The organism is Pantoea sp. X-Soil-ISGK-285, from assembly GCF_059730815.1.
Genome location: NZ_AP035939.1, coordinates 93,068 through 114,744 on the forward strand (window position 1 = coordinate 93,068; position 21,677 = coordinate 114,744).

General features: G+C 52.3%; 24 protein-coding genes and 1 pseudogene. 13 read left to right on the forward strand and 12 right to left on the reverse strand.

Annotated elements, in window-relative coordinates; all coding sequences use genetic code 11:
- Positions 1-24: 24 nt before the first annotated feature.
- On the reverse strand, positions 25-1,491 hold the full coding sequence (ascF, locus tag AC6I8B_RS19710; RefSeq protein ID WP_052271342.1) for a PTS cellobiose/arbutin/salicin transporter subunit IIBC: 1,467 nt from the start codon (positions 1,489-1,491) through the stop codon (positions 25-27).
- Between the two features lie 256 nt (positions 1,492-1,747).
- Between ascF and AC6I8B_RS19715 the strand changes: the two genes are divergently transcribed.
- Positions 1,748-2,767, forward strand: a complete 1,020-nt coding sequence (locus tag AC6I8B_RS19715) for a LacI family DNA-binding transcriptional regulator (RefSeq protein ID WP_111534245.1) — start codon at positions 1,748-1,750, stop codon at positions 2,765-2,767.
- Here the strand turns inward: AC6I8B_RS19715 and AC6I8B_RS19720 are convergent.
- A complete protein-coding gene (locus AC6I8B_RS19720) occupies positions 2,764-3,513 on the reverse strand; it encodes a DeoR/GlpR family DNA-binding transcription regulator (RefSeq protein ID WP_022624416.1) in 750 nt (249 codons plus the stop codon). The genes AC6I8B_RS19715 and AC6I8B_RS19720 overlap by 4 nt on opposite strands.
- A gap of 75 nt (positions 3,514-3,588) precedes the next feature.
- Positions 3,589-4,851: a DUF1479 domain-containing protein gene (locus tag AC6I8B_RS19725; RefSeq protein WP_157353187.1), complete on the reverse strand. Its 1,263-nt coding sequence runs from the start codon at positions 4,849-4,851 to the stop codon at positions 3,589-3,591.
- 255 nt (positions 4,852-5,106) lie between these two features.
- Between AC6I8B_RS19725 and AC6I8B_RS19730 the strand changes: the two genes are divergently transcribed.
- Positions 5,107-5,928, forward strand: coding sequence for a Cof-type HAD-IIB family hydrolase (locus tag AC6I8B_RS19730; RefSeq protein ID WP_139016403.1), 822 nt, complete (start codon positions 5,107-5,109; stop codon positions 5,926-5,928).
- A gap of 29 nt (positions 5,929-5,957) precedes the next feature.
- Here the strand turns inward: AC6I8B_RS19730 and AC6I8B_RS19735 are convergent, their stop codons facing one another.
- A complete protein-coding gene (locus AC6I8B_RS19735; protein ID WP_010246990.1) occupies positions 5,958-6,350 on the reverse strand; it encodes a winged helix-turn-helix transcriptional regulator in 393 nt (130 codons plus the stop codon).
- Positions 6,351-6,461: 111 nt separating this feature from the next.
- Between AC6I8B_RS19735 and AC6I8B_RS19740 the strand changes: the two genes are divergently transcribed.
- Positions 6,462-7,511 (forward strand): NAD(P)-dependent alcohol dehydrogenase, encoded by a 1,050-nt coding sequence (locus AC6I8B_RS19740; RefSeq protein WP_157353186.1) that lies wholly within the window; start codon positions 6,462-6,464, stop codon positions 7,509-7,511.
- A 220-nt stretch (positions 7,512-7,731) separates the two neighbouring features.
- Here the strand turns inward: AC6I8B_RS19740 and AC6I8B_RS19745 are convergent, their stop codons facing one another.
- The 3 genes from AC6I8B_RS19745 to AC6I8B_RS19755 form a co-directional block, all read right to left on the reverse strand.
- Positions 7,732-8,418, reverse strand: a complete 687-nt coding sequence (locus tag AC6I8B_RS19745) for a RipA family octameric membrane protein (RefSeq protein WP_010246994.1) — start codon at positions 8,416-8,418, stop codon at positions 7,732-7,734.
- A gap of 157 nt (positions 8,419-8,575) precedes the next feature.
- Positions 8,576-8,755: a hypothetical protein gene (locus AC6I8B_RS19750; protein WP_232526456.1), complete on the reverse strand. Its 180-nt coding sequence runs from the start codon at positions 8,753-8,755 to the stop codon at positions 8,576-8,578.
- A gap of 2 nt (positions 8,756-8,757) precedes the next feature.
- A complete protein-coding gene (locus AC6I8B_RS19755; protein ID WP_010670434.1) occupies positions 8,758-8,982 on the reverse strand; it encodes a hypothetical protein in 225 nt (74 codons plus the stop codon).
- Between the two features lie 230 nt (positions 8,983-9,212).
- Between AC6I8B_RS19755 and AC6I8B_RS19760 the strand changes: the two genes are divergently transcribed.
- Entirely contained in the window at positions 9,213-9,521 is a 309-nt protein-coding gene (locus AC6I8B_RS19760; RefSeq protein ID WP_010247001.1) for a hypothetical protein, read from the forward strand.
- Between the two features lie 202 nt (positions 9,522-9,723).
- Entirely contained in the window at positions 9,724-10,818 is a 1,095-nt protein-coding gene (locus AC6I8B_RS19765; RefSeq protein ID WP_157353185.1) for a sensor domain-containing diguanylate cyclase, read from the forward strand.
- A 35-nt stretch (positions 10,819-10,853) separates the two neighbouring features.
- Here AC6I8B_RS19765 and map read toward each other — a convergent pair whose 3' ends face one another.
- The 4 genes from map to AC6I8B_RS19785 all read right to left on the reverse strand — a co-directional run bounded on the left by map (position 10,854) and on the right by AC6I8B_RS19785 (position 13,357).
- Positions 10,854-11,639: a type I methionyl aminopeptidase gene (gene map / locus AC6I8B_RS19770; protein ID WP_045140062.1), complete on the reverse strand. Its 786-nt coding sequence runs from the start codon at positions 11,637-11,639 to the stop codon at positions 10,854-10,856.
- Positions 11,636-11,881, reverse strand: coding sequence for a ParD-like family protein (locus tag AC6I8B_RS19775; protein WP_157353183.1), 246 nt, complete (start codon positions 11,879-11,881; stop codon positions 11,636-11,638). Before AC6I8B_RS19775 ends, map begins: the two co-directional genes overlap by 4 nt.
- 646 nt (positions 11,882-12,527) lie before the next feature.
- A complete protein-coding gene (locus AC6I8B_RS19780) occupies positions 12,528-12,776 on the reverse strand; it encodes a hypothetical protein (protein ID WP_157353181.1) in 249 nt (82 codons plus the stop codon).
- 146 nt (positions 12,777-12,922) lie between these two features.
- Positions 12,923-13,357: a hypothetical protein gene (locus tag AC6I8B_RS19785; RefSeq protein ID WP_157353179.1), complete on the reverse strand. Its 435-nt coding sequence runs from the start codon at positions 13,355-13,357 to the stop codon at positions 12,923-12,925.
- A gap of 133 nt (positions 13,358-13,490) precedes the next feature.
- Between AC6I8B_RS19785 and AC6I8B_RS19790 the strand changes: the two genes are divergently transcribed.
- Positions 13,491-14,165 carry an SOS response-associated peptidase family protein gene (locus AC6I8B_RS19790; RefSeq protein WP_157353178.1) on the forward strand — a complete coding sequence of 225 codons (675 nt, stop codon included), beginning with the start codon at positions 13,491-13,493 and terminating at the stop codon, positions 14,163-14,165.
- Between the two features lie 109 nt (positions 14,166-14,274).
- Complete coding sequence (locus AC6I8B_RS19795) at positions 14,275-14,796, forward strand: GNAT family N-acetyltransferase (RefSeq protein WP_416046266.1); 522 nt, start codon at positions 14,275-14,277, stop codon at positions 14,794-14,796.
- 28 nt (positions 14,797-14,824) lie between these two features.
- Here the strand turns inward: AC6I8B_RS19795 and AC6I8B_RS19800 are convergent.
- A pseudogene (locus AC6I8B_RS19800) lies at positions 14,825-15,103 on the reverse strand (GrpB family protein); the annotation flags it as partial.
- Positions 15,104-15,402: 299 nt separating this feature from the next.
- Between AC6I8B_RS19800 and AC6I8B_RS19805 the strand changes: the two are divergent.
- From AC6I8B_RS19805 to AC6I8B_RS19830, 6 genes are all read left to right on the forward strand, one after another.
- Complete coding sequence (locus AC6I8B_RS19805; RefSeq protein WP_157353174.1) at positions 15,403-16,977, forward strand: methyl-accepting chemotaxis protein; 1,575 nt, start codon at positions 15,403-15,405, stop codon at positions 16,975-16,977.
- A gap of 329 nt (positions 16,978-17,306) precedes the next feature.
- Positions 17,307-17,867, forward strand: coding sequence for a fasciclin domain-containing protein (locus AC6I8B_RS19810; RefSeq protein ID WP_060679269.1), 561 nt, complete (start codon positions 17,307-17,309; stop codon positions 17,865-17,867).
- A 61-nt stretch (positions 17,868-17,928) separates the two neighbouring features.
- On the forward strand, positions 17,929-18,477 hold the full coding sequence (locus AC6I8B_RS19815; RefSeq protein WP_033760614.1) for a sigma-70 family RNA polymerase sigma factor: 549 nt from the start codon (positions 17,929-17,931) through the stop codon (positions 18,475-18,477).
- Positions 18,474-19,151 carry an anti-sigma factor gene (locus tag AC6I8B_RS19820; protein WP_033787099.1) on the forward strand — a complete coding sequence of 226 codons (678 nt, stop codon included), beginning with the start codon at positions 18,474-18,476 and terminating at the stop codon, positions 19,149-19,151. Before AC6I8B_RS19815 ends, AC6I8B_RS19820 begins: the two co-directional genes overlap by 4 nt.
- A gap of 115 nt (positions 19,152-19,266) precedes the next feature.
- Positions 19,267-19,707, forward strand: coding sequence for a GNAT family N-acetyltransferase (locus AC6I8B_RS19825; RefSeq protein ID WP_022624394.1), 441 nt, complete (start codon positions 19,267-19,269; stop codon positions 19,705-19,707).
- A 454-nt stretch (positions 19,708-20,161) separates the two neighbouring features.
- On the forward strand, positions 20,162-21,586 hold the full coding sequence (locus tag AC6I8B_RS19830; RefSeq protein WP_157353172.1) for an alpha,alpha-trehalose-phosphate synthase (UDP-forming): 1,425 nt from the start codon (positions 20,162-20,164) through the stop codon (positions 21,584-21,586).
- Positions 21,587-21,677 lie beyond the last annotated feature (91 nt).

Consider the following 21,677-nt stretch of genomic DNA (forward strand, 5'->3'; position numbering starts at 1 on the left):
TCCGGGTCAGCATGACCCTTTCCTTTAGTGGCTATTAATCGCGTTAGCGCGTTCGGTAACGGGCGCAGGTTGCGTTGCGCTTTCTGGTGCGGTTTTGGTTTCAGGCTCGGTTTCAGGAATATCTTCAAAACCTAACAGCAGCGTCAGCACAAATGAGAGCACCACAGACAACACCATGACCGCACCGACCCAGACAATACTCATGGGATTGGTGGGATCGAAGAACTGTACGCTGGTAAACAGGCCGGGAGAGGCCATGGAGTGGCTGGCCAGCCCGCCAATGCCCGCGACCGCGCCACAGATAAAACCACTGATCAGACAGGCGATCAGCGGTCGTTTTAAACGGACCGCAACGCCATACAGCGCCGGTTCTGAAATGCCGGCAATAATCGCTGATGCCGCCGCTGCCAGCGCGGTCTGGCGCAGTTCACGGTTTTTGGTCCGGAACGCCACCGCCAGCGACGATCCCCCCAACGAGAGGTTGGCACCAATCTCTGACGGCATCACCATGCCCTCTTTGCCGGTTTCGGCAATGGTCTGGATGATGGTGGGGGTGAACACCCGATGCATCCCGGTCATCACCAGCAGCGGCCAGATTGCGCCCATAATCGCGACGGAAAGCCAGCCAAGATAGCCATGCACGGTGTAGACCAGCGCGGAGATGCCGCTGCCGATCCAGATACCAATCGGACCAATCAGCACAATCGCGATGGGTGCCGCAATCAGCACAATCAGCATCGGTTTCAGGAAGTTTTTAGTGACGGCAGGGGTAATACGATCCACGCCGCGCTCAATGTGCGACAGGATCCAGGTCATCACCAGCGCCGGGATCACCGTATAGGTATATTTCACTGCGGTCACCGGGATGTAAGCAAATTCCACCGCCTGACCCTGTGCCGCTTTCGCCATCAGCTCAACAAAATTGGGATGAACCAGTACACCGGCAATGGCGATCGCCAGCGACATGTTCGTTTTGAATTTCAGCGCCGCAGAGGCGGCTACCATGATCGGCAGGAAGAAAAATGCGCCATCGCCAATCACGTTGAGGATGACCAGCGTTGATGAGCCTTTCTCAAACACGCCCGCCATATCCAGGATCATCGCCAGCAGCTTAACCATTGACCCGCCAATAATGGCCGGAATCAGCGGCGACATGGTGCCCACCAGCGCATCAAGAATCCCTGCGCCGATGCCTCGCAGCGTGATTTTACGTTTCACGGGTGCAGTCGATGTCGCTGCGGGCGATCCCAGCTCCAGCACCGCCTGATAAGCCTGTGACACGTTGTTACCAATGATCACCTGGCACTGAGTGTCGTTGTGCACCACGCCCATAACGCCATTGATCGCCTTGAGCCGGGGATAGTCGACCTGAGCTTCATCTTTCAACACAAACCGCAGGCGGGTCATGCAGTGGGTTACGGCTTCGATATTGGTGAGGCCGCCTAGCGCATCGACGATGGCGCGTGACACCTCGGCATAATTTCTGGGCATGATCGCTCTTCTCTGTAGGGTAAATCGGTTAAAGTTTTTATGTTTTTGCGCCTGCGGACAGGCAAATAGGAAACCGGTTTCACAAAATCATGAAGTGCTTTCACAGCGCCGACAAGCGCCAAAATCATCAAGATCTCTTTTTTGTGAACTCCATCACCTGATGCTGCCAGGTAACTTCATACTAAGGCGGGGTAAATATTTCCAAGATTGAGAGGCTTAGGTAGACTGCAGGACGACGCAGCAAAGGAGCATCACCATGGCAACGATTCAGGAAGTGGCAAACAGGGCGGGCGTCTCAAAAGCGACAGTGTCACGTGTGCTCTCGGGCAATGGCTATGTCGGGCAGGAAAAGCGCGAAAAAGTACTGAAGGCGATTGCCGAAACCGGATACCGGCCCAATCTGCTGGCGCGCAACCTGGCGACAAAAACCTCTCAGACCATTGGACTGGTGATCACCAATACGCTCTACAGCGGCAGCTACTTCACTGAACTAATGGCACACTCCGCGCGCATACTGGAGCAGCAGGGCCGCCAGCTGATTCTGGCGGACGGCAAACACACCGCTGAGCAGGAAGAGGCGGCGATACAGTTTCTGCTCGATCTGCGCTGTGACGGCATTATTATCTATCCGCGCTTCCTGAGCATTGACGCGCTGGATGCGATTATCTCCCGGCACAAGCAGCCGATACTGGTGATCAACCGGCGGCTGCGCGTCAACCATAGCTACTGCATTTACAGCGATCAGCACGCCAGCAGCGCTGCGGCGGTGAGCCATCTGCTGAATCAGGGGCATCGCGAGATCGCGTTTATCACCGGTTCGCTCGATTCGCCGACCGGCGTGGAGCGGCTTTCCGGCTATCACGCTGCGCTGGCCGCGCAGGGCATTGAAGCCGATTCCCGGCGAATCGTGACGGGCAAATGGACGGCGCAGAGCGGTATGGCGGCCGTGGACATGCTGCTGGAACGCAGGGTGACATTCAGCGCGCTGGTGGCGAGTAATGATGAGATGGCGATTGGCGCAATCAAGCGTCTGACTGAATGCAACATCGCGGTACCCGGGCAGGTTTCGGTGATTGGCTTCGATGATATTCCGCTGGCGCCCTTCATCACGCCGTCGTTATCCAGCATGAAACTGCCGGTCACCGAGATGATCGATGAGACGATTAACCGCCTGCTGACCATGCTGGATGGCGGAGACTGGCATACTCAGGCACCTTTCACGGCCAGCCTGATGCTGCGGGACTCCGTTACTAAAGGCCCCGGCCGTTCTGCTTAACCTGCGGCGATCTGTATCACCTCTATCGCCTGTTCCCTGAGCTGCGCTACCGTCGCCGCATCCAGCGTCTCATCGGTAATCACGTGCCCGACCTGAAAACCGGATGAAAGCGGATAGGGGTGAATCTGACCAAACTTGGAGGCGTCGGTCAGGGCATAGCTCTCAGCGCCTTTCGCCAGCACGGCATCCACCACATCACAGCGCAGCATGTTGCGGCCAGTAAAACCAGTTTCGGGATGCCAGCCATCCACGCCAACAAATGCCCGGTGAAAATGAACCTGCTGGATGGAATAACGCGTCAGCGGGCCGACTACCGACTCACTGCTTTTCTGCAGCAGGCCACCGAGCACAATCACCTCACAGGCGGCTTCCCGAAGAAGCTGGGCAATATAGTGACTGACGGTAATCAGCGTAAGATCGGCGCGGTCAGCCAGCGCACGCGCCAGCAGCGCATTGGTGCTGCCACCTTCAATGAACACCGATTCACCCGCCTGCACCAGGCTGGCCGCATGTCGTGCCAGTGCCTGCTTGATGGGATAGCGGGTATTCATGCGGGTGCCGACGTTATCGCTGTCCAGCGCCAGCGCGGAACCGTGAACCCGCCGCAGCAGTCGGTCGCGTTCCAGCAGCGTGAGATCCTGACGCACCGTCACTTCAGAAACCCCGGTAAGCTGCGCCAGTTCGCTGACCGTTACGCTGCCCCGGCTATTAACCAGTTGAATAATCTGATGATGTCGCGGGTTCATAATTGCGTTTCGCAGAAAAAAAGAGCTCCAGTGTAACAGGGATATCCCGCGCTGGTGTACAACGCGGGATTGGGATCAGGACAAATCCAGCGATCGGCGTCCGTTAAGATTGAGATCCTGCAGCGTAAAACGCTGGTCCCACTCTGTTTCATAATCTTCTGGCGGAAAATCTCCCGGTGAACGTCCCTGCTCCAGGGCCTGTGCAACCCGCCGGGCATAGGCGCGGTTTTTGTCACACATAGGTGCAGCGGGGATATACATCACATTGCCCCAGCCCTGCTGATCTTCAACCGGTGCAACGGCGTGGATCACATCACAGTGCCACCATACCGAATCGCCCGCCTCTAAGGCCGGTATCGAACAGAGTCCTGCAATCAGGTGCGGATGCCACTGTTCATTAACGGGCAACACCCGGCCCGGCGCGACGCCGCACAGTTCATCTTCAGGTACGTCTGAAAGCAGCGGGCGCAGCAGAACATAGGCCATCGCCTGCGGCACCGGCACCACGTGCAGCAGGCCCTGACCGGGGATCATATCGGAGAGTGCGGTCCAGCCCTGAAAGGTCCGGAACACGGAACATTTGGTGGTACCCGGCAGATCATACTCATCCACTTCGGTGCGGTGAGCTGCATCCCAGGGGTCGTAAGCGGCAAAATCACCGTGAAACAGCTTACTGAAAACCTGCTGATACGCGGGGAGTAACCAGCGTTCCAGCGCGCCGGAATCGGTATGGGCGCCTAATCCCTTCGAGGTGGTGCCCGGCAAGCGGCGACGGATGCGATCGGGATAGATAACGCTGACATCCGGGTCAAACCACTGCTTGCCCTGTGATTCAGACTTCCATAACCGGTTCAGAAAAGATTGCGCGTCAGCCATTGCCGCGCTCTGTCGCGCCTGCATTTGCGCCTGTGACCAGTAAATCGGATAGATTTCGGGGCGGGAGGCGGCCAGCGATCCAAAAAAGTCATCGCCGGGGCCGCGATAGTGTTCGTCAAACCGGTTGTGATCCAGATAGTCGAGCATCGACTTATCCCATGCCAGCGCCTGCTCACGCGTGAAGTGCTGCTTAATTACCACACAGCCGCGACGTTTAATCAGCGCCCGGGTTTCATCCGAAACCTTTCCCGCTGCAATGTCCTGCATGGGCACTACCGGCCAGGCACTGCCCGTGCGCTTTTCATCTGCTTTTGCTTCTGCAATCGCAGCAGTGATGTTGTCGCAAACCTGACGGAAAAGGGCATCGACATCACCAATCTGTTGACGTAACTGCTGTTTCATCTCGCGAATAGCGGTTTTGACGTCGTCAGGTAAAGGGGTTGATCGGGAATCTTCACGCATCTCGTGCTCCTGAATATCTGGGGGTTGAGTTACGAATGTAATTAAAATAACCTTCATTCGTAATATTCGACTGAGGTTAACATCCTTTTAACGAAAAAAAACGTGCGTGATAACACAACTCCGGAACCGGAACGCTCTGAAAGCCGTTAGCAAAGTCACTATTTGCATTCTCATTAATCCACACAGCGAGTAAGCTTTATGAATCAAATCAATCAGCCGAAAGGACAGAACGGCGAACGTATAGGGGCAGGCGAGATGGCGGTTAAGATGATTGCGGTGGATATGGACGGCACCTTTCTGGACGACAATAAGCAGTACAACGTTCAGCGGTTTTCACGTCAGTATGCGCTGCTGAAGCAGAAGGGCATCCGTTTTGTGGTGGCCAGTGGTAATCAGTATTACCAGCTGCAGCGCTATTTTCCCGACATCAAAGATGAGATCGCTTTCGTGGCGGAAAATGGCGCATGGGTTTCTGACTGTAATGAAGAGATCTTCTGCGGAGAGTTAGCTCAGGAGAAAGTGCATAAGATCCTCGATATCCTGGCGCATGAACCTGACATCGCGGTCGTGGTCTGTGGACGCAACGGCGCCTATATGCATTCATCCACCTCTGATGAGGTGATGGCAATGCTTGCAAACCACTATCACCGGCTGGAAAAACGCGATGACCTCTATGCCATCGACGACACCATTTTCAAATTCTCGCTGAAGCTGGAGCACGAAGGGGTTGATGCACTGCTGCAAAGACTGCATTCCCGTCTGGGCGAGCTGGAAAACATCATGCATCCGGTATCCAGCGGTTTTGGCTTTATTGATCTCATTATTCCCGGCTGTCATAAGGCTCATGGCATTGCGTTGCTGCAGGAAAAGTGGGGCATCAGCGATTGCGAAGTGCTGGCAATTGGTGACAGCGCCAATGATATTGAGATGCTGCGTCAGGCCTGCTTCAGTTTCTCAATGGCCAATGCCGCTGATTCGGTCGCTGCTGTGGCGCGCTATCAGACGCAGAGCAACAATGATGAAGGCGCGCTGAATGTCATTTCCCGCGTGCTGGCGCGCGAATTCCCGTTCGATTAAGCCTGCACTGCGTGAGAACTGGCGGCCTTCTATCCGCCACTCTCCTGATGGCTGCGCGCGTGATGTTCCATTTCATCCAGCGCAGCCTGATTCTCCAGTCCCCACTGATACATCTGCTCAATCGGCTGGGCGAAGGTATGCCCCAGCGGCGTGAGGCTGTATTCCACTTTTGGTGGCACCACCTGCCACACCTGACGCGACACCAGTCCGCGCTGCTCCAGCTCACGCAGCGTCTGAATCAGCATCTTCTTCGAAATACCCTGCAGGCTGCGCTCCAGTTCACCCGTGCGTGCCCGGTTTTCCGGCCAGTGATAGAGCGCATGCAGCACCATCGTGCTCCACTTCACCGAAAAGAGTTCCAGCAGGCGGCGCGGCGGTGAATCCGCATAAAAGCAAAGTTTTCCTTCAACCCAGACCGGCATAGTGACTTCCCAGACATGATGGTAACCAAAAGGTAACTACTACCAAATGGGGTTCCGTGTGTCTATAGTGGGCCGCTTTCTTTACGACCACCAGGTGAAAAGAGGCAACAGATGAAAATTAATGCGCTGATAGCGTCCCAGGCAGACCAGCCGCTGCGGGCAGGACAGGTAGAGTTACGCGAGCTGCAGTCTGACGATGTGAAAATCGAAATTCTTTACTGCGGTGTCTGTCACTCCGATCTGCATATGGCCCGTAATGAATGGGGAGTCAGCCGCTATCCGCTGGTTCCCGGTCACGAAATTGTCGGACGCGTAGTGGCAGTGGGCGGCAACGTCACTAAATTTGCCGCCGGGGATACGGTTGGCGTGGGCGTGATGGTCGACTCGTGTGGTGAATGCCATTTCTGTCAGCAGCAGGAAGAGCAATATTGTGAGGCGGGTTTCACGCCGACCTACAACGGCACGGATAAATACACCGGCAATACGACATTAGGTGGCTATGCGCAGCATGTCATCGCCGACCAGCATTTTGTGGTCACGGTGCCCGACAATCTGGCACTGAATGCGGTGGCACCGCTGCTGTGCGCTGGCGTGACCGTCTGGTCACCGTTGCAGCATTTTAAAGTCAAAGCAGGCGATCGTGTGGGTGTGGTCGGGCTGGGAGGATTGGGCCATATGGCGGTTAAACTGGCCAGCGCACTGGGCGCAGAAGTCACCCTGTTTACGACTTCTCCGGCGAAAGGGGAAGATGCACGCCGGCTCGGCGCTAAGAACGTGGTGATCTCACGAGACGCCGCACAAATGGCTGACTGCCAGGCGTCACTGGATATCATTCTGGACTGTGTCGCTGCACCACACGACCTCGATCCTTATCTCGGTGCACTGAAAACCAATGGTCAGCTGGTGCTGGTGGGCATTCCCGATCAACCTCATCCGTCACCGAATGTGACACCGATGGTGTTTCGTCGCCTGAGCATCAGTGGCACCTCGATTGGCAGCATTCAGGAAACACAGCAGATGCTCGACTTCTGTGGTCAGCACAATATCACGGCTGATGTTGAGATGATCACCGGTGAAGAGGTCGAAACTGCCTTTGAACGTATGCTGACCAGTGATGTGAAATATCGTTTTGTCATCGATATGCAGAAAACCCACTGGTGATGAATACGGCCCGCTGTGAAAGCGGGCCGTCAGACTTTTACACGGGATGAACCCGAAAGATAAAGCCCTGCATATAGTTACAACATACTTAAATGCTTTAATATCAACCCACCTCATTGAACTCCGTGCAGCAGGGGTCTTGCAGCAAGATCGTTCTGATTAGAAAAAAAAATACCCGGCTCATTGACCGGGTATCTGTTTTGACGTTTACGGGGTGCAGTTAATCCTGCTCTTTATCCGTGTCACTCTTTTCCGCTTCTTCTTTCTCAACAACATGGGTAAAAGGCTTAAGCAGCTGAATATCCAGAATCACATAAACCATGGTGCTGATAAACAGGGAGATGACACTGCCAAACACTCCGCTGGTGGTAAATGTCAGATAGTTATAAATCACCAGCCAGGTCAGGCAGATAAACAGCGCGAGCGAAATAGAAAGGTTGGGCACGGAGTAGTTGCTGGTACCACCGCCCTGGGTATGCGTCGCTTTAAACAGATTTCCGATGGAGTATTTCTCCAGCACCAGGATAGTCCTTTCCCAGTTACGCTGTTTACGCGCGCTGGCGCGGGTCAGGAACAGATAGAGAATAGAGATGAAGAAGCCGGAGAAAGCGATCAGCACCGGAATCGCTTCCAGCGCATATTCAATACTCTTATGAGGCGTGCCAGTGGTGCTGAGATCAAGCGTCAGCGAGGCACCCAGCGCAGCATATAAAAAGAGAAACAGAATCAGAAAAGTCAGACTACGTTTCCAGTCGCCATCAGCCTCTGCACCTTTTTGCTGGATGGCCAGCTGAAGCGATTGCTGAATCTGTTGTGCCTGTGGTGAGTCTGTTTCAACGGTGTGGCATGGCGCAGCAAAGAAGTTGTGCATAAACAGCTCATCTTCTTTGTGAATGGTGATTTTCATCAGAAACCTGTATTCGGGAAATTTCCTTTATTCTAATCACCACAGCATGAATTAACAGTAACTTTGGCTTTATACCTTCAGCCCCGCACTGACTCAGCGGGATATCAGGTTCATCAGGCTACCTGAAACTGAATCGGTTGCGAAACTCTGCTCAGCATTATCCTCTTCGTGACGCAATTGCTGATAGCGCGGCATCGGCGTTATCGGCGTTATCGGCATGCACCACGTCCCACACCATCTTATAGCCATCAGCCATTAACGCGTCCTGCTGATCCTGCCGCTCAGTGTTCACGGCTCTGACTGTTTGCTCTTTCTGAAACAGACGATAGTCTGGCATGGCTATTTCTCCCCAGGCTGGTCCAGCGCTTTAAACTGCTTAATGGCTTCATTGATATTGTTGGTATCGACGGTTGCAATACAGCGATCGCCGTTGAACACCTCATAGCGGGCGTTGTGCAGCTGAAACAGCAGATCCCTGCCACGGAAGTGTATACGTTTCTGTTTAACGCCAATCCCATGCCGCCGTAATAATGCCTGTGACAGGCGATCGGTCTCTTTTATCATTCCTTCAGCTCCTCGGCAGTACGTGGTCACTGCCAGTAAACCTGATGAACATTAGTTTTATATTAAGAGATAACCCTATTTTTTACAGGGCTAAACGCAGGTTTCAGAGAAATTACCGGGCTGTGTGTGCTGACGGAATCAGCAGCTCACCGGATTAATGCCATTCCCTGCGTTAACGGACCGCAAATGCGGTACACTTGCCGGAATAACTCGCCACAGGACACGCCGCTATGAACGATAAAAAGATGATTTCCATTGATCAGTTCAACGCTGATGAACGACTGGCCGTCGAGCAAACCTATAAGGGCCTGGCCGAGAAGTACCGTCAACGAACCGGTAAAGAGCCTGATAGCAAAAAAGAGAAAGAATTCAATAGTGAAGCTCGTCAGATCATCATGACCAGCAAACTGGAGAAGGAGAGGGCGCAGGCTGAGAAGGAGAAGAAAAAACCGCTGCGTAAGAAAAAACCTTCTTCAATGACCGCCAGCGAAGTCAGCGATTTCAACTGGTCTGCCTCAGTGGTTAAAGGCCGCCGATAAAAAGCCTCCGCGCGTATTCATGGCGCGCGGTATCTTCTCACATTACTGCAATTGTTCCCTGACTGCCATCGTCCCAGGCACACAAGTCAAAGCCTGATTAGATCCCCTTCGCGACCCGCAATAAGAATATTCTGTAAATAGTTTACCTTAATTCATTAATTGCCGATAAACTGCCATAACCTGTTGCTGCTTCAGTCTGCATATGAATTACTACACTCCTGACGATATTCAGCTGAAGCGCCGATCGACGCGATTTGTGCGCCGCATGTTCATGATGCGCCAGCTCGGCACCTTTCTCTGTTTCCTGCCCATTCTGTCAGTATTGATGGAGATGGGAAAAAGCCTGGAACTCTGCGCACTGCTGTTTACTAATGCGTTTGTCTGGCCCTATGCCGCCTTCAGACTGGCATTGCGATCGCGCGATCCCACGGGTTTTGAACGTAAGAATCTGACACTGGATGCCGCTTTCGGCGGCTTCTGGGTGGCAGCCATGGCGCTGAGTCCGCTTCCTTCAATTATTATTATGGCGGTACTGATCTCTGATCGTTACTCGGCGGGTGGTTGGGTTCAGCTAAAGTCTGCTCTGCAGGCCTTTCTGTTGACCTTTTTACTGGCCTGGTTAGCCGAAAAGGCGCCTTTGCAGCTGACCTTCTCTACCCGCACCGTCTGGCTGACTCTGCCGCTCGCCAGCGGCTATCTGCTGGCGCTCAGCGTGGTTTCACACAATCTGACCCTGAGTCTGCGAAAGAAGAATCAGGAGCTGGAACGCATTGCGCTGATGGATCCTGGTCTGAAAATACCTAACCGACGTCTGTTTGAGCGGCGGCTTGAAAGCGAGTTTTTACGTACCCAGCGAGGTGAGGGTAAAGCCTGGCTGATGCTGCTGGATGTCGATCACTTCAAACAGGTTAACGACACCTTCGGGCATGAAGCCGGCGACTTCCTGCTGGCAGAAATCTCGGCACTGCTGCGTGACAGCGTCGGCCTGAAAGATATACCTGCCCGCTTTGGCGGCGATGAGCTGTGTGTGATTGTGCGGGATGCGGATGAAACCAGCATCATGTTGCTGGCAGAGCAGATCAGACAGGGTATTGCCCTGCTGCGGCTGCCGGCTTCATCTACCTTTCAGTGCTCGGTGAGTATCGGGATTGCACCGGCATGCGATGCGGCGACAATTCATGAATGGCTGAGATGCGCCGATGAGGCGCTGTATCAGGTCAAGCGCGCCGGACGTAACGATGTGCAGTTGTGGCATTCCGGCACGCTGGAAACGCTGAGTGAAGTCAGGGGCAGTTAACAATGCAGCCTGAGACCCTGTCTCAGGCTGAGAGATTAAATCGCCGGGTAGTCGCCGGTGCCTTCAGGCCAGGGCGTGAGCAAATCAAAACCCTCATCGGTGACGGCGACAGTATGTTCCCATTGTGCCGAGAGCGAGCGATCTTTGGTGACCACCGTCCAGCCATCTGACAGCACGCTGGTTCCGGCTTTACCAGCATTAATCATCGGTTCGATAGTGAAAATCATGCCTGCTTTCAGTGGCATCCCTTCACCCGGCGTGCCGTAGTGCAGCACCTGTGGATCAGTGTGGTAAATTTCGCCGACACCGTGACCGCAATATTCACGAACCACCGAGAAGCCAGCCGATTCAGCCACACGCTGGATAGCCGCGCCCACATCGCCCAGCGTCGCGCCAGGACGGACGGTTTTGATACCGGCGACCATCGACTGATAGGTGATATCGACCAGACGTTTTGCACGGACTGACGGTGTGCCGACAAAGTACATCCGGCTGGTATCGCCATACCAGCCATCTTTAATGATCGCTACATCGATATTAACGATATCGCCATCCTTGAGTTTTTTGCTGGCCGGAATGCCGTGGCAGACCACATGATTGACCGACGTGCAGGTAGTGCGGGTATAACCGTGATAACCGATGTTTGCTGGCGTCACTTTAAGCTCATTCACGATGAAGTCGTGACAGATATCATCCAGTTCTTCAGTCGTGATGCCGGGACGGACGTGAGGTGTAATCATCGCCAGCACCTGAGCCGCAGCCTGTCCGGCTGCCCGTGCCATTTCGATTTCCGCTGCGGTATGAATTTTAACGCTGTTCATGACACGTCTCCTTGTGTGGTGAGGCTCTCTTTAGAGAGCATATTGCGTATATCAGCGCTGCCTTCCAGTTCAAGCCGGATTAGCATCTGCGCCAGTTGATGTTGGGTCTGCTGCGGATAGAGTTCAGCCAGCATACCGAGTTTTAGCCAGTGTTCTGCCTGTGCATTAATTGAGCGGCTCATCGCATGACTGGCGATGCGCAGATTCTCATGCATCAGGTCGGAGATTTTTACGATACCCATGCAAGCCTTATATGAAACGTATATGTTTCGTATAGCTTAACGCTATCGGCGTGATTTGAAAAGAGGGGGGAGATTGTTGCGCGTCTGAAGCAGGGTACAGAATGATGACCAACGGCCACGCATTTCGATCGGAACAGAAAAATTTATAGATAATAGAGAGGTGTGTATTGCCAGGTAACAGTAGGGCAGCCCCGCCGAAAAAGCGCCGAAACACTGTCTTTTTTTGAAAACGTAGTTGATGACTGAGCAGATGAAATACTGGGTTGTTCTGGTGGCTGTGGATATTAAGACGGTAGAATAGATGATATAAAATCCGGGCAAACAGCAGGGATATAATCATGAAGAAAATAATTGCTTCTTAATTTTTATAAAATTTTCAAGTCAGACCGACAATAAGCTAAACCGGTGTCTGATAAAACCCTTTCTGTTGCATGCAACGTTCTGCAGCTTCAGGAATTTCCTCTCTGCGGCTCATGACAACAAACACAGTTAAAAAATATTTTCCTGACTACTTTTACACGGTATGGCTATATGTAGTAGCCCATGAGCCAGCCAGAACTGATGCTAACAGTATGTCGATCTCTGAAGCTATGCCGTCAGATACCGGCTGCTAAAACATGAGGTGCAGATGTGTACCGCGATGCAGTTATCCGTTGTCAGCAACTGACAGCAAACTCTTACTCCGGTAAAAGCTCCATTCAGCCCAGCAATTTTCAGGGTTGATATCGAAGTAACCGCGGCATTCAGCCATGGCGAGAGCAACATCACGCGGCACTTCGATAGTTGTGGCATTATCACGGATGCTACTGACTTCCTGCTCAGTAAGCGGGCTTCCTTTCTCATTCTCAATTCTCATCAGTAATGGGATGAGGGCAGGTATAAAAACTATGGTCATGAGTTATATCTCATATTATTAAAGGTTCGTGTCCCTACGAAGTCACTAAAATATGACCTCTCCGGGGTGCGGTAAGTGGCATTCTGTAAAATGTGTCTTCCTGAAAATATCAATTCATCGTCGTTTCATCGCTACAAGGCTTGAAATCAATTAACACTGCCCAGGCATACAGGCAGGTTTGTATAGCCCGGCTGGCTTACCATAGATAAGGGTGAACATGTCGGTGCCATATTCTGGCTAACTGGCTGAGCCTGGGGCTGATTTGGATACTGGTTGTCATAGCTGTTCGTTGAGGATTTTCTTGCGGCCTGACGGCCCTTCTCACGCACGTAGGATGACGTGTAGTTATGGGCCTGGTATGCGCCATAACCCGCCACGCCCGCAGTAGCATATCTGGCCGTTCGCTTGCTGCTGGAATATCTCTTCTTGATTCTGGGTGTTGTTGTTTGTGATGAGTAACCTGAACTAAAACTATGGCTGTAGCTTCTATGCCCACCCCCACCACGATGGCCGCGCGCATCAGCTGTAAACGAGTCAGCCATCAGTGACGCCATAGCCAGACTTAAAATAATTCCCTTCATTACTGCTCCAGTTTATTCATATTCATTAATTATGTTCTCGTCAAAAATCACGACATCTTCAGCCAGAAGAACAATTTTTTTAGATTTATTTAACTCGTTCAACGCTGCGCTATCCTTATGAGAGGAGATCCCCATGTGTGGACGGTTTGCGCAGTTCAGCAGCAGAGACGATTACTTTGCATCCCTGGGGCTGAAGCCCGATGAAATTATTTATGATCCGGAGCCGATAGGCCGCTTTAACGTTGCTCCAGGCACCAAAGTGCTCTTGCTCAATGAGCGGGATAATGAACTGCACTTTGATCCGGTTTACTGGGGTTACGGTCCGGAGTGGTGGAACAAACAACCGCTTATCAATGCGCGTGGTGAAACCGCTGCGACGGGACGCATGTTCAAACCGCTGTGGGAGCATGGTCGCGCCATTGTTCCTGCCAACGGCTGGTATGAATGGAAGCGAGAGGGCGATAAAAAACAGCCTTACTTTATCTACCACAAAGAGAAAGAACCGCTGTTCTTCGCCGCTATCGGCAAAGCTCCTTATGGTAAGGATCATGGGCATGAGGGTTTTGTTATCGTAACGGCAGCGAGCAATAAAGGCATGGTTGATATCCATGACCGACGCCCGCTGGTTTTAAGTGCGGATGCTGTACGCGAATGGCTCAGTGCCGAAACCACGTCAGAACGTGCTCAGGAAATTGCACATGAAGCCGCATTACCGGAAAAGGACTTTGCCTGGCATCCTGTTACAGCCAAAGTCGGCAACATCCACAATCAGGGTGAAGCGCTTATTAAAGAGATCAAGCCTGACTGAACAGACTGATGAGGTGAGAGATTTACATAGTTTCCCGCACCGTTTCCCGTTATAAAAACAGGATCACTCGTTTCTTAATCTGAGAGCGTTTATTTTGCAGCCAGACACTATGCGGTTGTTTCTTCGGCCAGTCACCCCATCAGATGCCGATGATCTTTTCAGGATCTACGGCGACCCTGCGACGAATACGTTTAATCCCGCTGGCCCACATCCGGATATCCATCATTCACGGGAAGTGCTATCGCGCTCTATCCGTCACTGGGAATTGAATGGCTTCGGCAGTTGGGCTATCTCGCTTCAGGATAATCAAGAAAGAATCATCGGTTTTGGGGGATTGAGCATCAGAAGCTTTGCCGATATCACGATCAATAATCTTGGATATCGTTTCTCTCCGGAATCCTGGGGGAAAGGACTGGCGACGGAATTTGCGAACTATGCAGTTAGTTATGGGTTCGAAGAGATAAAACTGGCTGAAATTTCTGCAGTCGTAAGAGCGAATCATCTGGCTTCACAAAAGGTTCTGATTAAGGCCGGACTCCGTCATACCCGGGATATTTATGATGTGGAAAATGCGCCCGCAAGCATGCTGTTTACCCTGAGTCAGGATGAATGGAATCAAAAACGGGGGTGAGGAGGATATATCCTGTCCTGCTCAGTACCTATCGTTTCAGGTCAATCAGTGCAAGCTTTAGATGATGCGCTATAAAGTTCGCTTTGAGCGCGCTGTAGCGTTGAGCATCGTTGTTACAGAGTGATGCTGCTTCACGCTTTATCTCAGCATAGGTTGCTGCGATATCTCTGTTTTCTCTGAGGTAATCACGGAAAGCAAGGTACCTTATTATCTGTTCGTCTCCAGCTGCAAACGCATGCACCTGATGGCTGCGCCGCTCTCCACCCTTAATGAAATATCTGCGGTCTGAGATTCCGTTCTCACCACGAGGACACTTCTATTGTCAGTCATCTCAAATGACGCTGAAGAGTCTGTTAAATCCGTAGTGCCACAAGCGAAGCTGGAATGGTTTTATCCGCATTCAGGCGACAAGTCACTAGAATCACACTCACTGCCTTAATAGCATCCGCCAGGGATTTACCCTTTTACTCCGCCCAGGAATCATCACTTCTTACCCCTTTCATTACTGTAATTTCTTTCCCCGCTGCCGATAACAGATCCAGTACCAGCGAGCCATAGAAGCGGAACGTCGGTGATAACCTATTAATTCAAACATCGGGGTCTCGTATGTATCGGAACAAAAAAATAAAATTAAGCGTCATGCTCACTGCGGCATTCCTCACAGTCATCTTAACGGGCGTTTTTGTGACAGGATTTGCCGGATTTAAACTCAATACGGCCAGCGATCAGCAGGAATTGACGCGCGCGCGGCTGGGCGATCTCCAGGCCCTGCAGACGCTAAAAGATAATTTAACTCAGCAAACTGTCCTTTTACTGTCCGTGGCTTCAGTCACTCAGCCTCAGGCAGAGGCCACTGTAAAAAACGAGTTCTCTGCATTGCAGACCAACAGTGATAATACCACTGCGCATTTCCGGGAACTGATCAACGGTGCCAAAAGCATTCCGGGGATCAATCTTGCTGAAGTAGAAGAGGCTTCCACGCAATTAAATAAAATTGAAGTGGCAGCGGGTCCGCTTCATCAGGCAGAGCAAAACCTGTTTAAGCAGAACGCCACTCCGTTCCCGGAAAAACTCCGTGGTGAACTGATCCCTGCGCTTTCGCACTACCGCAATGCAGTGGATGGGATGGTTGATTATCAGGCGAGGGTAACGAGTAAAACGGCCGAAACGTCCACGCAGGCGCTCTCCGGTGTTTATATGACGCTGGCAGGCCTGACCACCCTGTTTGTTGTGATGGGATTTGTGATGAGTGGGCTGATCACCCGCTGGATCAAGACTCAGCTGGGTGGAGAACCTTCGCATGCGCAGGGCCTGGCCGCTGCGATTGCGGCGGGCGATCTGACGACAAAAGTGACCCTGCGTCAGGGGGATACCGTCAGCATGATGGCTTCTCTGGATAGCATGCAGAGCAATCTGCGTGACCTGGTCTCGCAGATTAAAGATTCTTCCGCTTCGGTCGCCATGGCAGCTGATGAAATTTCCCAGGGCAATACTGAACTCTCTTCCCGTACAGAGCAGCAGGCCGCCGCTTTGCAGGAAACCGCCGCCAGTATTGAGCAGCTTACGGTCACGGTAAAAAGTAATGCAGCGGGCGCACAGCAGACCGCGGATTCAGCCCGTGAAACCGCTGCGCTGGCGCGTTCGGGTGAACACGATATGCAGCGCATGTCAGAGACGATGAATGATATTTCAAAAAGCGCGGTGAAAGTCCGGGATATTACCTCCGTTATCGAAGGAATTGCATTTCAGACCAACATTCTGGCGCTTAACGCGGCAGTCGAAGCAGCACGAGCGGGCGAACAGGGTCGAGGTTTCGCCGTCGTTGCGGGTGAAGTCAGGACGCTGGCACAGCGCAGTGCAACGGCAGCCAGAGATATTAAACATCTGATTGAAGAGGCTGTGGCGCAGGTCGAAAGTGGTGTTGTCGTGGCAACCGGCACCGGCAAGAGCATTCTTGATATCAATGCGATGGTTGGAAAACTTGCCGTCGCGATGGATAACATCTCACTCGCCTCAGCTGAACAGATGCAGGGCATTTCACAGGTCAGCATCGCAGTGAACGAGATGGATGGCGTCACGCAGAATAACGCCGCGCTGGTTGAGGAATCCTCTTCCGCATCACAGTCGCTTTCAGCCCAGGCACACGCTTTACGTGAAGCAGTGAATGCTTTTCGCATTTAAGTTCATGCGTGTAGCTCACGGCGAAAGACGTGGGTGGAGAGCATCTGAGCTGTCCGGGTCATAGGTTTTTACATTACTGAAATGTATGACCGGGAGCTATTTCTTGCCAGTAATGATGGCTGTCTGCTGTGCGTGAAAAGCAGACGTTGACGCAGTATGGACTCGTTATGATAAGCCCACCTCTGGTGGGCTTATTGCATATCGCCTCAGCCTGAACCCCCTCAGATTTAAAAAATTTAAATTTTTTTTGCATCCGTTTTCGCTGCTCATTCGTATTAACAGATAAGGGCGCTCTCGCCCTGTCCGTTAACTCAATGAGGGAAGTGAAAATGAAACCATTCCTGCCAACTCTGATTTTTTCTGCATTAGTCTTCAGTGGCGCCACTTACGCGGCGAGCATGGACAGCGACACGGTGATGGTCGGCGGTGCTGCTATGTACCCATCGAAAAATATTGTTGAGAATGCTGTTAACTCGAAAGACCACACCACGCTGGTCGCGGCTGTTAAAGCCGCCGGTCTGGTCCAGACACTTGAAGGGAAGGGGCCGTTTACCGTTTTCGCGCCCACCAATGCCGCCTTTGATAAATTGCCTAAGGGCACCGTCGACTCCCTGCTTAAGCCAGAGAATAAACAAAAACTCACCAGTGTCCTGACCTATCACGTGGTTGCAGGAAAACTGGACATGAAAGCGCTGGAAAAAAAAATCAAAGCGGGAGGAGGCAAAGCCGAGCTGAAAACGGTGAATGGCGAATCACTGTGGGTGATGGCAAATGGCCCGCACAATATTCAGCTTAAAGATGCTCAGGGCAATATTGCCAGTATCACCACGTATGATGTGAACCAGAGTAACGGTGTGATTGACGTTATTGATACCGTGCTGATGCCGTAAGGCGTTACCTATACTGTGTGTAGCCACTTATCGCGTGGCTACATCTTTCACAGGGAAGCCGATGACAAAAAATGTGCCCCATATTCAGGCCGATTTAATGAATCAGATAGCCGTCGGCGATAAAGCTGCTCTTGAGCAGCTTTATCGCGTTCTGTCGCCCCGACTCTATGGGATCATTCTGCGAATGGTGAGACGCCGGGACTGGGCAGAAGAGATCCTTCACGATACGTTTATCCAAATCTGGCAGTCGGCTAACTATTACGACGATAAGCGCAGTGAGCCGCATATCTGGCTCAGTCACATCGCCAGAAATCGGGCGATTGATTTCCTTCGTAAACATGAAAACAGAAGCTGTTCCGTGGATGAGATCAGCGAAGCGGAAGCAGGTTTCCAGACGCCACTTCCTGCCGATGCGAGTCATGCGGAGGCGCGTCGCCTTCAGCACTGCATGGCGCACTTACCCTCTGAGCAGCGACAAAGCATTTCGCTCGCCTATTATCGTGGCCTGTCACAGAGTGAGATTGCGCTCTCTATGAGTCAGCCTGAAGGGACGGTGAAAAGCTGGATCCGTCGCGCGTTAACCCATCTTCGGGAGTGCATAGGCATATGACTGGTCAGGAACAACATGATCTCACTGCGGCCGAATATGTGCTTGGCCTTACCGACGATGAGACCCGTCATCGGCTGGATAAACGGCTCAATGACGATTCAGTATTTGCTGCAGAGGTGCTGCACTGGCAGAAAGCGTTCAGCGGCATTGACCTGCTCACTCACGCCGTTATCCCGCCTTCTGCGGTCTGGCAGCAGATTGAGCAGGATCTTGGCCCGAATACTGGCGTTTCTGGCACGACATCAATCCGCAGGCATCCTGGCTTCTGGCTCGGCTGGGGCCTGGCGGCGGCAATGGCTGGCATCCTCATTTTCACCCATTTAAGCAACCCTGATGCCCCACAATCCCTGCAGCTGATTGCGGTACTCAGCGGCGCACAGCCCGATGCACAGTTTGTGGTGAATCTGGATAAGTCAGCTTCACTCCTTCAGGTTTCGGCGCTGAACATCACGCTGCCAGAGAATAAAAACCTGCAGCTCTGGCTGATCAGGGGCAGTGCTGCGCCACAATCTCTGGGGCTGATCAATCACCGCGACAGTAACGTTTTCCGGTTACCGCCTGGCGAGTTAGATAATCAGACGGTACTGGCGGTAAGTCTGGAGCCGGTGGGAGGTTCCAGGCTCAGCGGGCCGTCCGGTCCGGTGATTTTCCAGGGCAAAGTCACGTTGCTTTAATCTTCAGGACGCGGGTTCTCGGGCCGGGATTCAGCGGAAAAGGGGAGTGGATGGCTTTTCGAATGGCAGGCCTCCATGCCCTTGCCTTAACCTAATCAGGGGGAATGACAAAAGAATGGAAATCAGAACGGCGTTGGAGTCTGATGCGGCAGGCATCAGTGAGCTGATACAGCTTGTGTCTGTGCAATGTAATTTTTCAGAGACAGAGCCCTGTCCGCAATGGTTCATCGACAGCACAAAGCCCGATGTGCTTCAGCCGTTGATTGTTTCAGATGACTATCTCTGGCTGATTGCCGTGGAAAGAGGTGAGGTGACAGGCGTACTCACCCTTTTCGAAGGCAATTTAGTTAAATACCTTTTTGTACATCCGAAATTTCAGCGAAAAGGGGTAGCGAGGGCACTCTGGCAGCGGGCGATTCCCGAATTGCGTTCAGAAATCAGCGTACGGTCTTCACTCCTTGCCGTCCCTTTTTATGAGAAAAGGGGATTTAAAAAAGTCGGGGAGGTCAAATTTTTTAACGGCGTATCATTCCAGACAATGATCGCTCAGCTCTGAATTAACAAAGAGATTTTTAAGTTCTCTGTTTCCGAAATAAAACGGCCCGGCCACGCATTTATCAAACCAGCTTTGAGGGTGAGCGGAACCGGGCCAACCCGCCTTATTTATACCCGCGTATATTCACTGTCTTCAACTCACTGACTTTTTGCGCCATCGCTGCCCGCTAATGCTATATCGGGCGCGTGATTTGCAGCGTTTTTACACTTCATCAGACTCTTTTTACGCCTTTTTTACAGGCCGTTCGGTTTAATTAACGGCACCGGGCATTTACGTGACAACGTTACACGATGGCGGTCACAACCCGATTTTGCAAAAAGCGTCTGCAGGCATTAAGTGGACAGGGTGCACATTCATGAGTGGTTTTCTCCAGTTTATTCTCCGACCTCCTATTAATAGCGGCTCGCTGCCAGGCACTGGTGCCTCTCCGCAGCGGGTTCTTAAGGAATACAGCATGTCAGGCCTTATTCTTGTTTCGCATAATCAATGTCAACGTTCGACGCTTACTGCAATTTATGACGGCATCCTTTCCCGTCAGGGAGGCGTCTGGATTAGCTGGGATGGTGAAAGCAGGGTGATGCCTCCGGATGCGCCAAGACCCTACGCCGTGCAGCAGATGGGTCAGTATGAAACCGTGACCTTCCCGTATACGCCTGGCGAGCTTAATGAGGGGTACCACAATTATATTCATAAAGGGCTCTGGCCTGTTTTTCATCAGCGTCCGGACATGGCTCGTTTTTCCGCCAGCGGCTATCAGGAATATAAAAACATCAATAAAGCCTATGCGCGCGCCATCTGCGAAAACGCCGCACCCGACGATGTTATCTGGATTCAGGATTACCATCTGCTAGGCTGTGCCACCTATATCCGTGAAGAAGGATTGACCAACTTAGTGGGTATTTTTCTGCATCAACCTTTCCCGGCTGGCAGAATGTTTGAAACCATACCCGAATGGCGCTGGTTCACTGACTCTCTGTTATGTTGTGATCTGATTGGCTTTCAGACCGTGCAGGATATGAATAACTTCCTGGTCTGGCTGGAGAGCGAATTCCGTATAGAACGGCTGGAAGCGCAAAGCTTTCGTGTTCATGGCCGGATTATCAGGGTGGGTGTGTTACCTGTCGGAATAGATCTTGACGATGTCCAGTCTCTGCGTGATAGCAACAGCTGTGCTTACATGGAAATGCAGTGCCGCGAAAGCCTGCCCGAAAATACCGTGCTAAGCGGCGGCCATCTTGATGAGAGTTCAGGTCTGCCTTACCGGATCAGCACTATGGAAGTGTTGCTGCGAAAACATGATTGCTACCAGAAAAATATCACGCTGTTGCAGCTGGCGCCTCCTGCAGCCGGACACGCACATGATGCGTCAGAACTCGGTCACGCTCTGGAAGCACTGTGTGGGGAGCTTAATGGCGTGCATGGCACAATGAACTGGTATCCGGTGAACTATCTGACTCATGGCTACAGCCGCGAAGAGCAGGCTGGCATCTATCGTGCCTCACGCGTTGCGCTGGTGACGCCGTTGATGGCAGGCATGAGCCTGATGGCCAAAATGTATATCGCCTTACAGGACCCGAAAAATCCCGGGGTGCTTATCCTCTCGCAGTTTGCCGGTGCAGCCGGGCAGATGGAGGGTGCCATCATCGTCAATCCTTATGATCCTGATGCAATGGCCAGTGCGGTACATCGCGCATTGCAGATGCCGTTACACGAACGGCGGTCTCTGCATGCCTGTCTGATAAAGGGACTGCATATGTACAACAGCCATCACTGGGCTGAGTCATTTTTGCGTATGCTGAACGCTGAGCCAACTGCCCCGGAAGCCTTGCCGTCGCCTGCCTTTTTTCCGCACCTGAGCAGTAGCCGGGCGAGGTACTGAGTTTTTGAGTTGAAGTGGTATTTCGCTGGTGCGCGGGTTAGCGGGGCGAAAGCCAGATAATCGGCCCACTCTGAGCCGATTATCTGAAGCT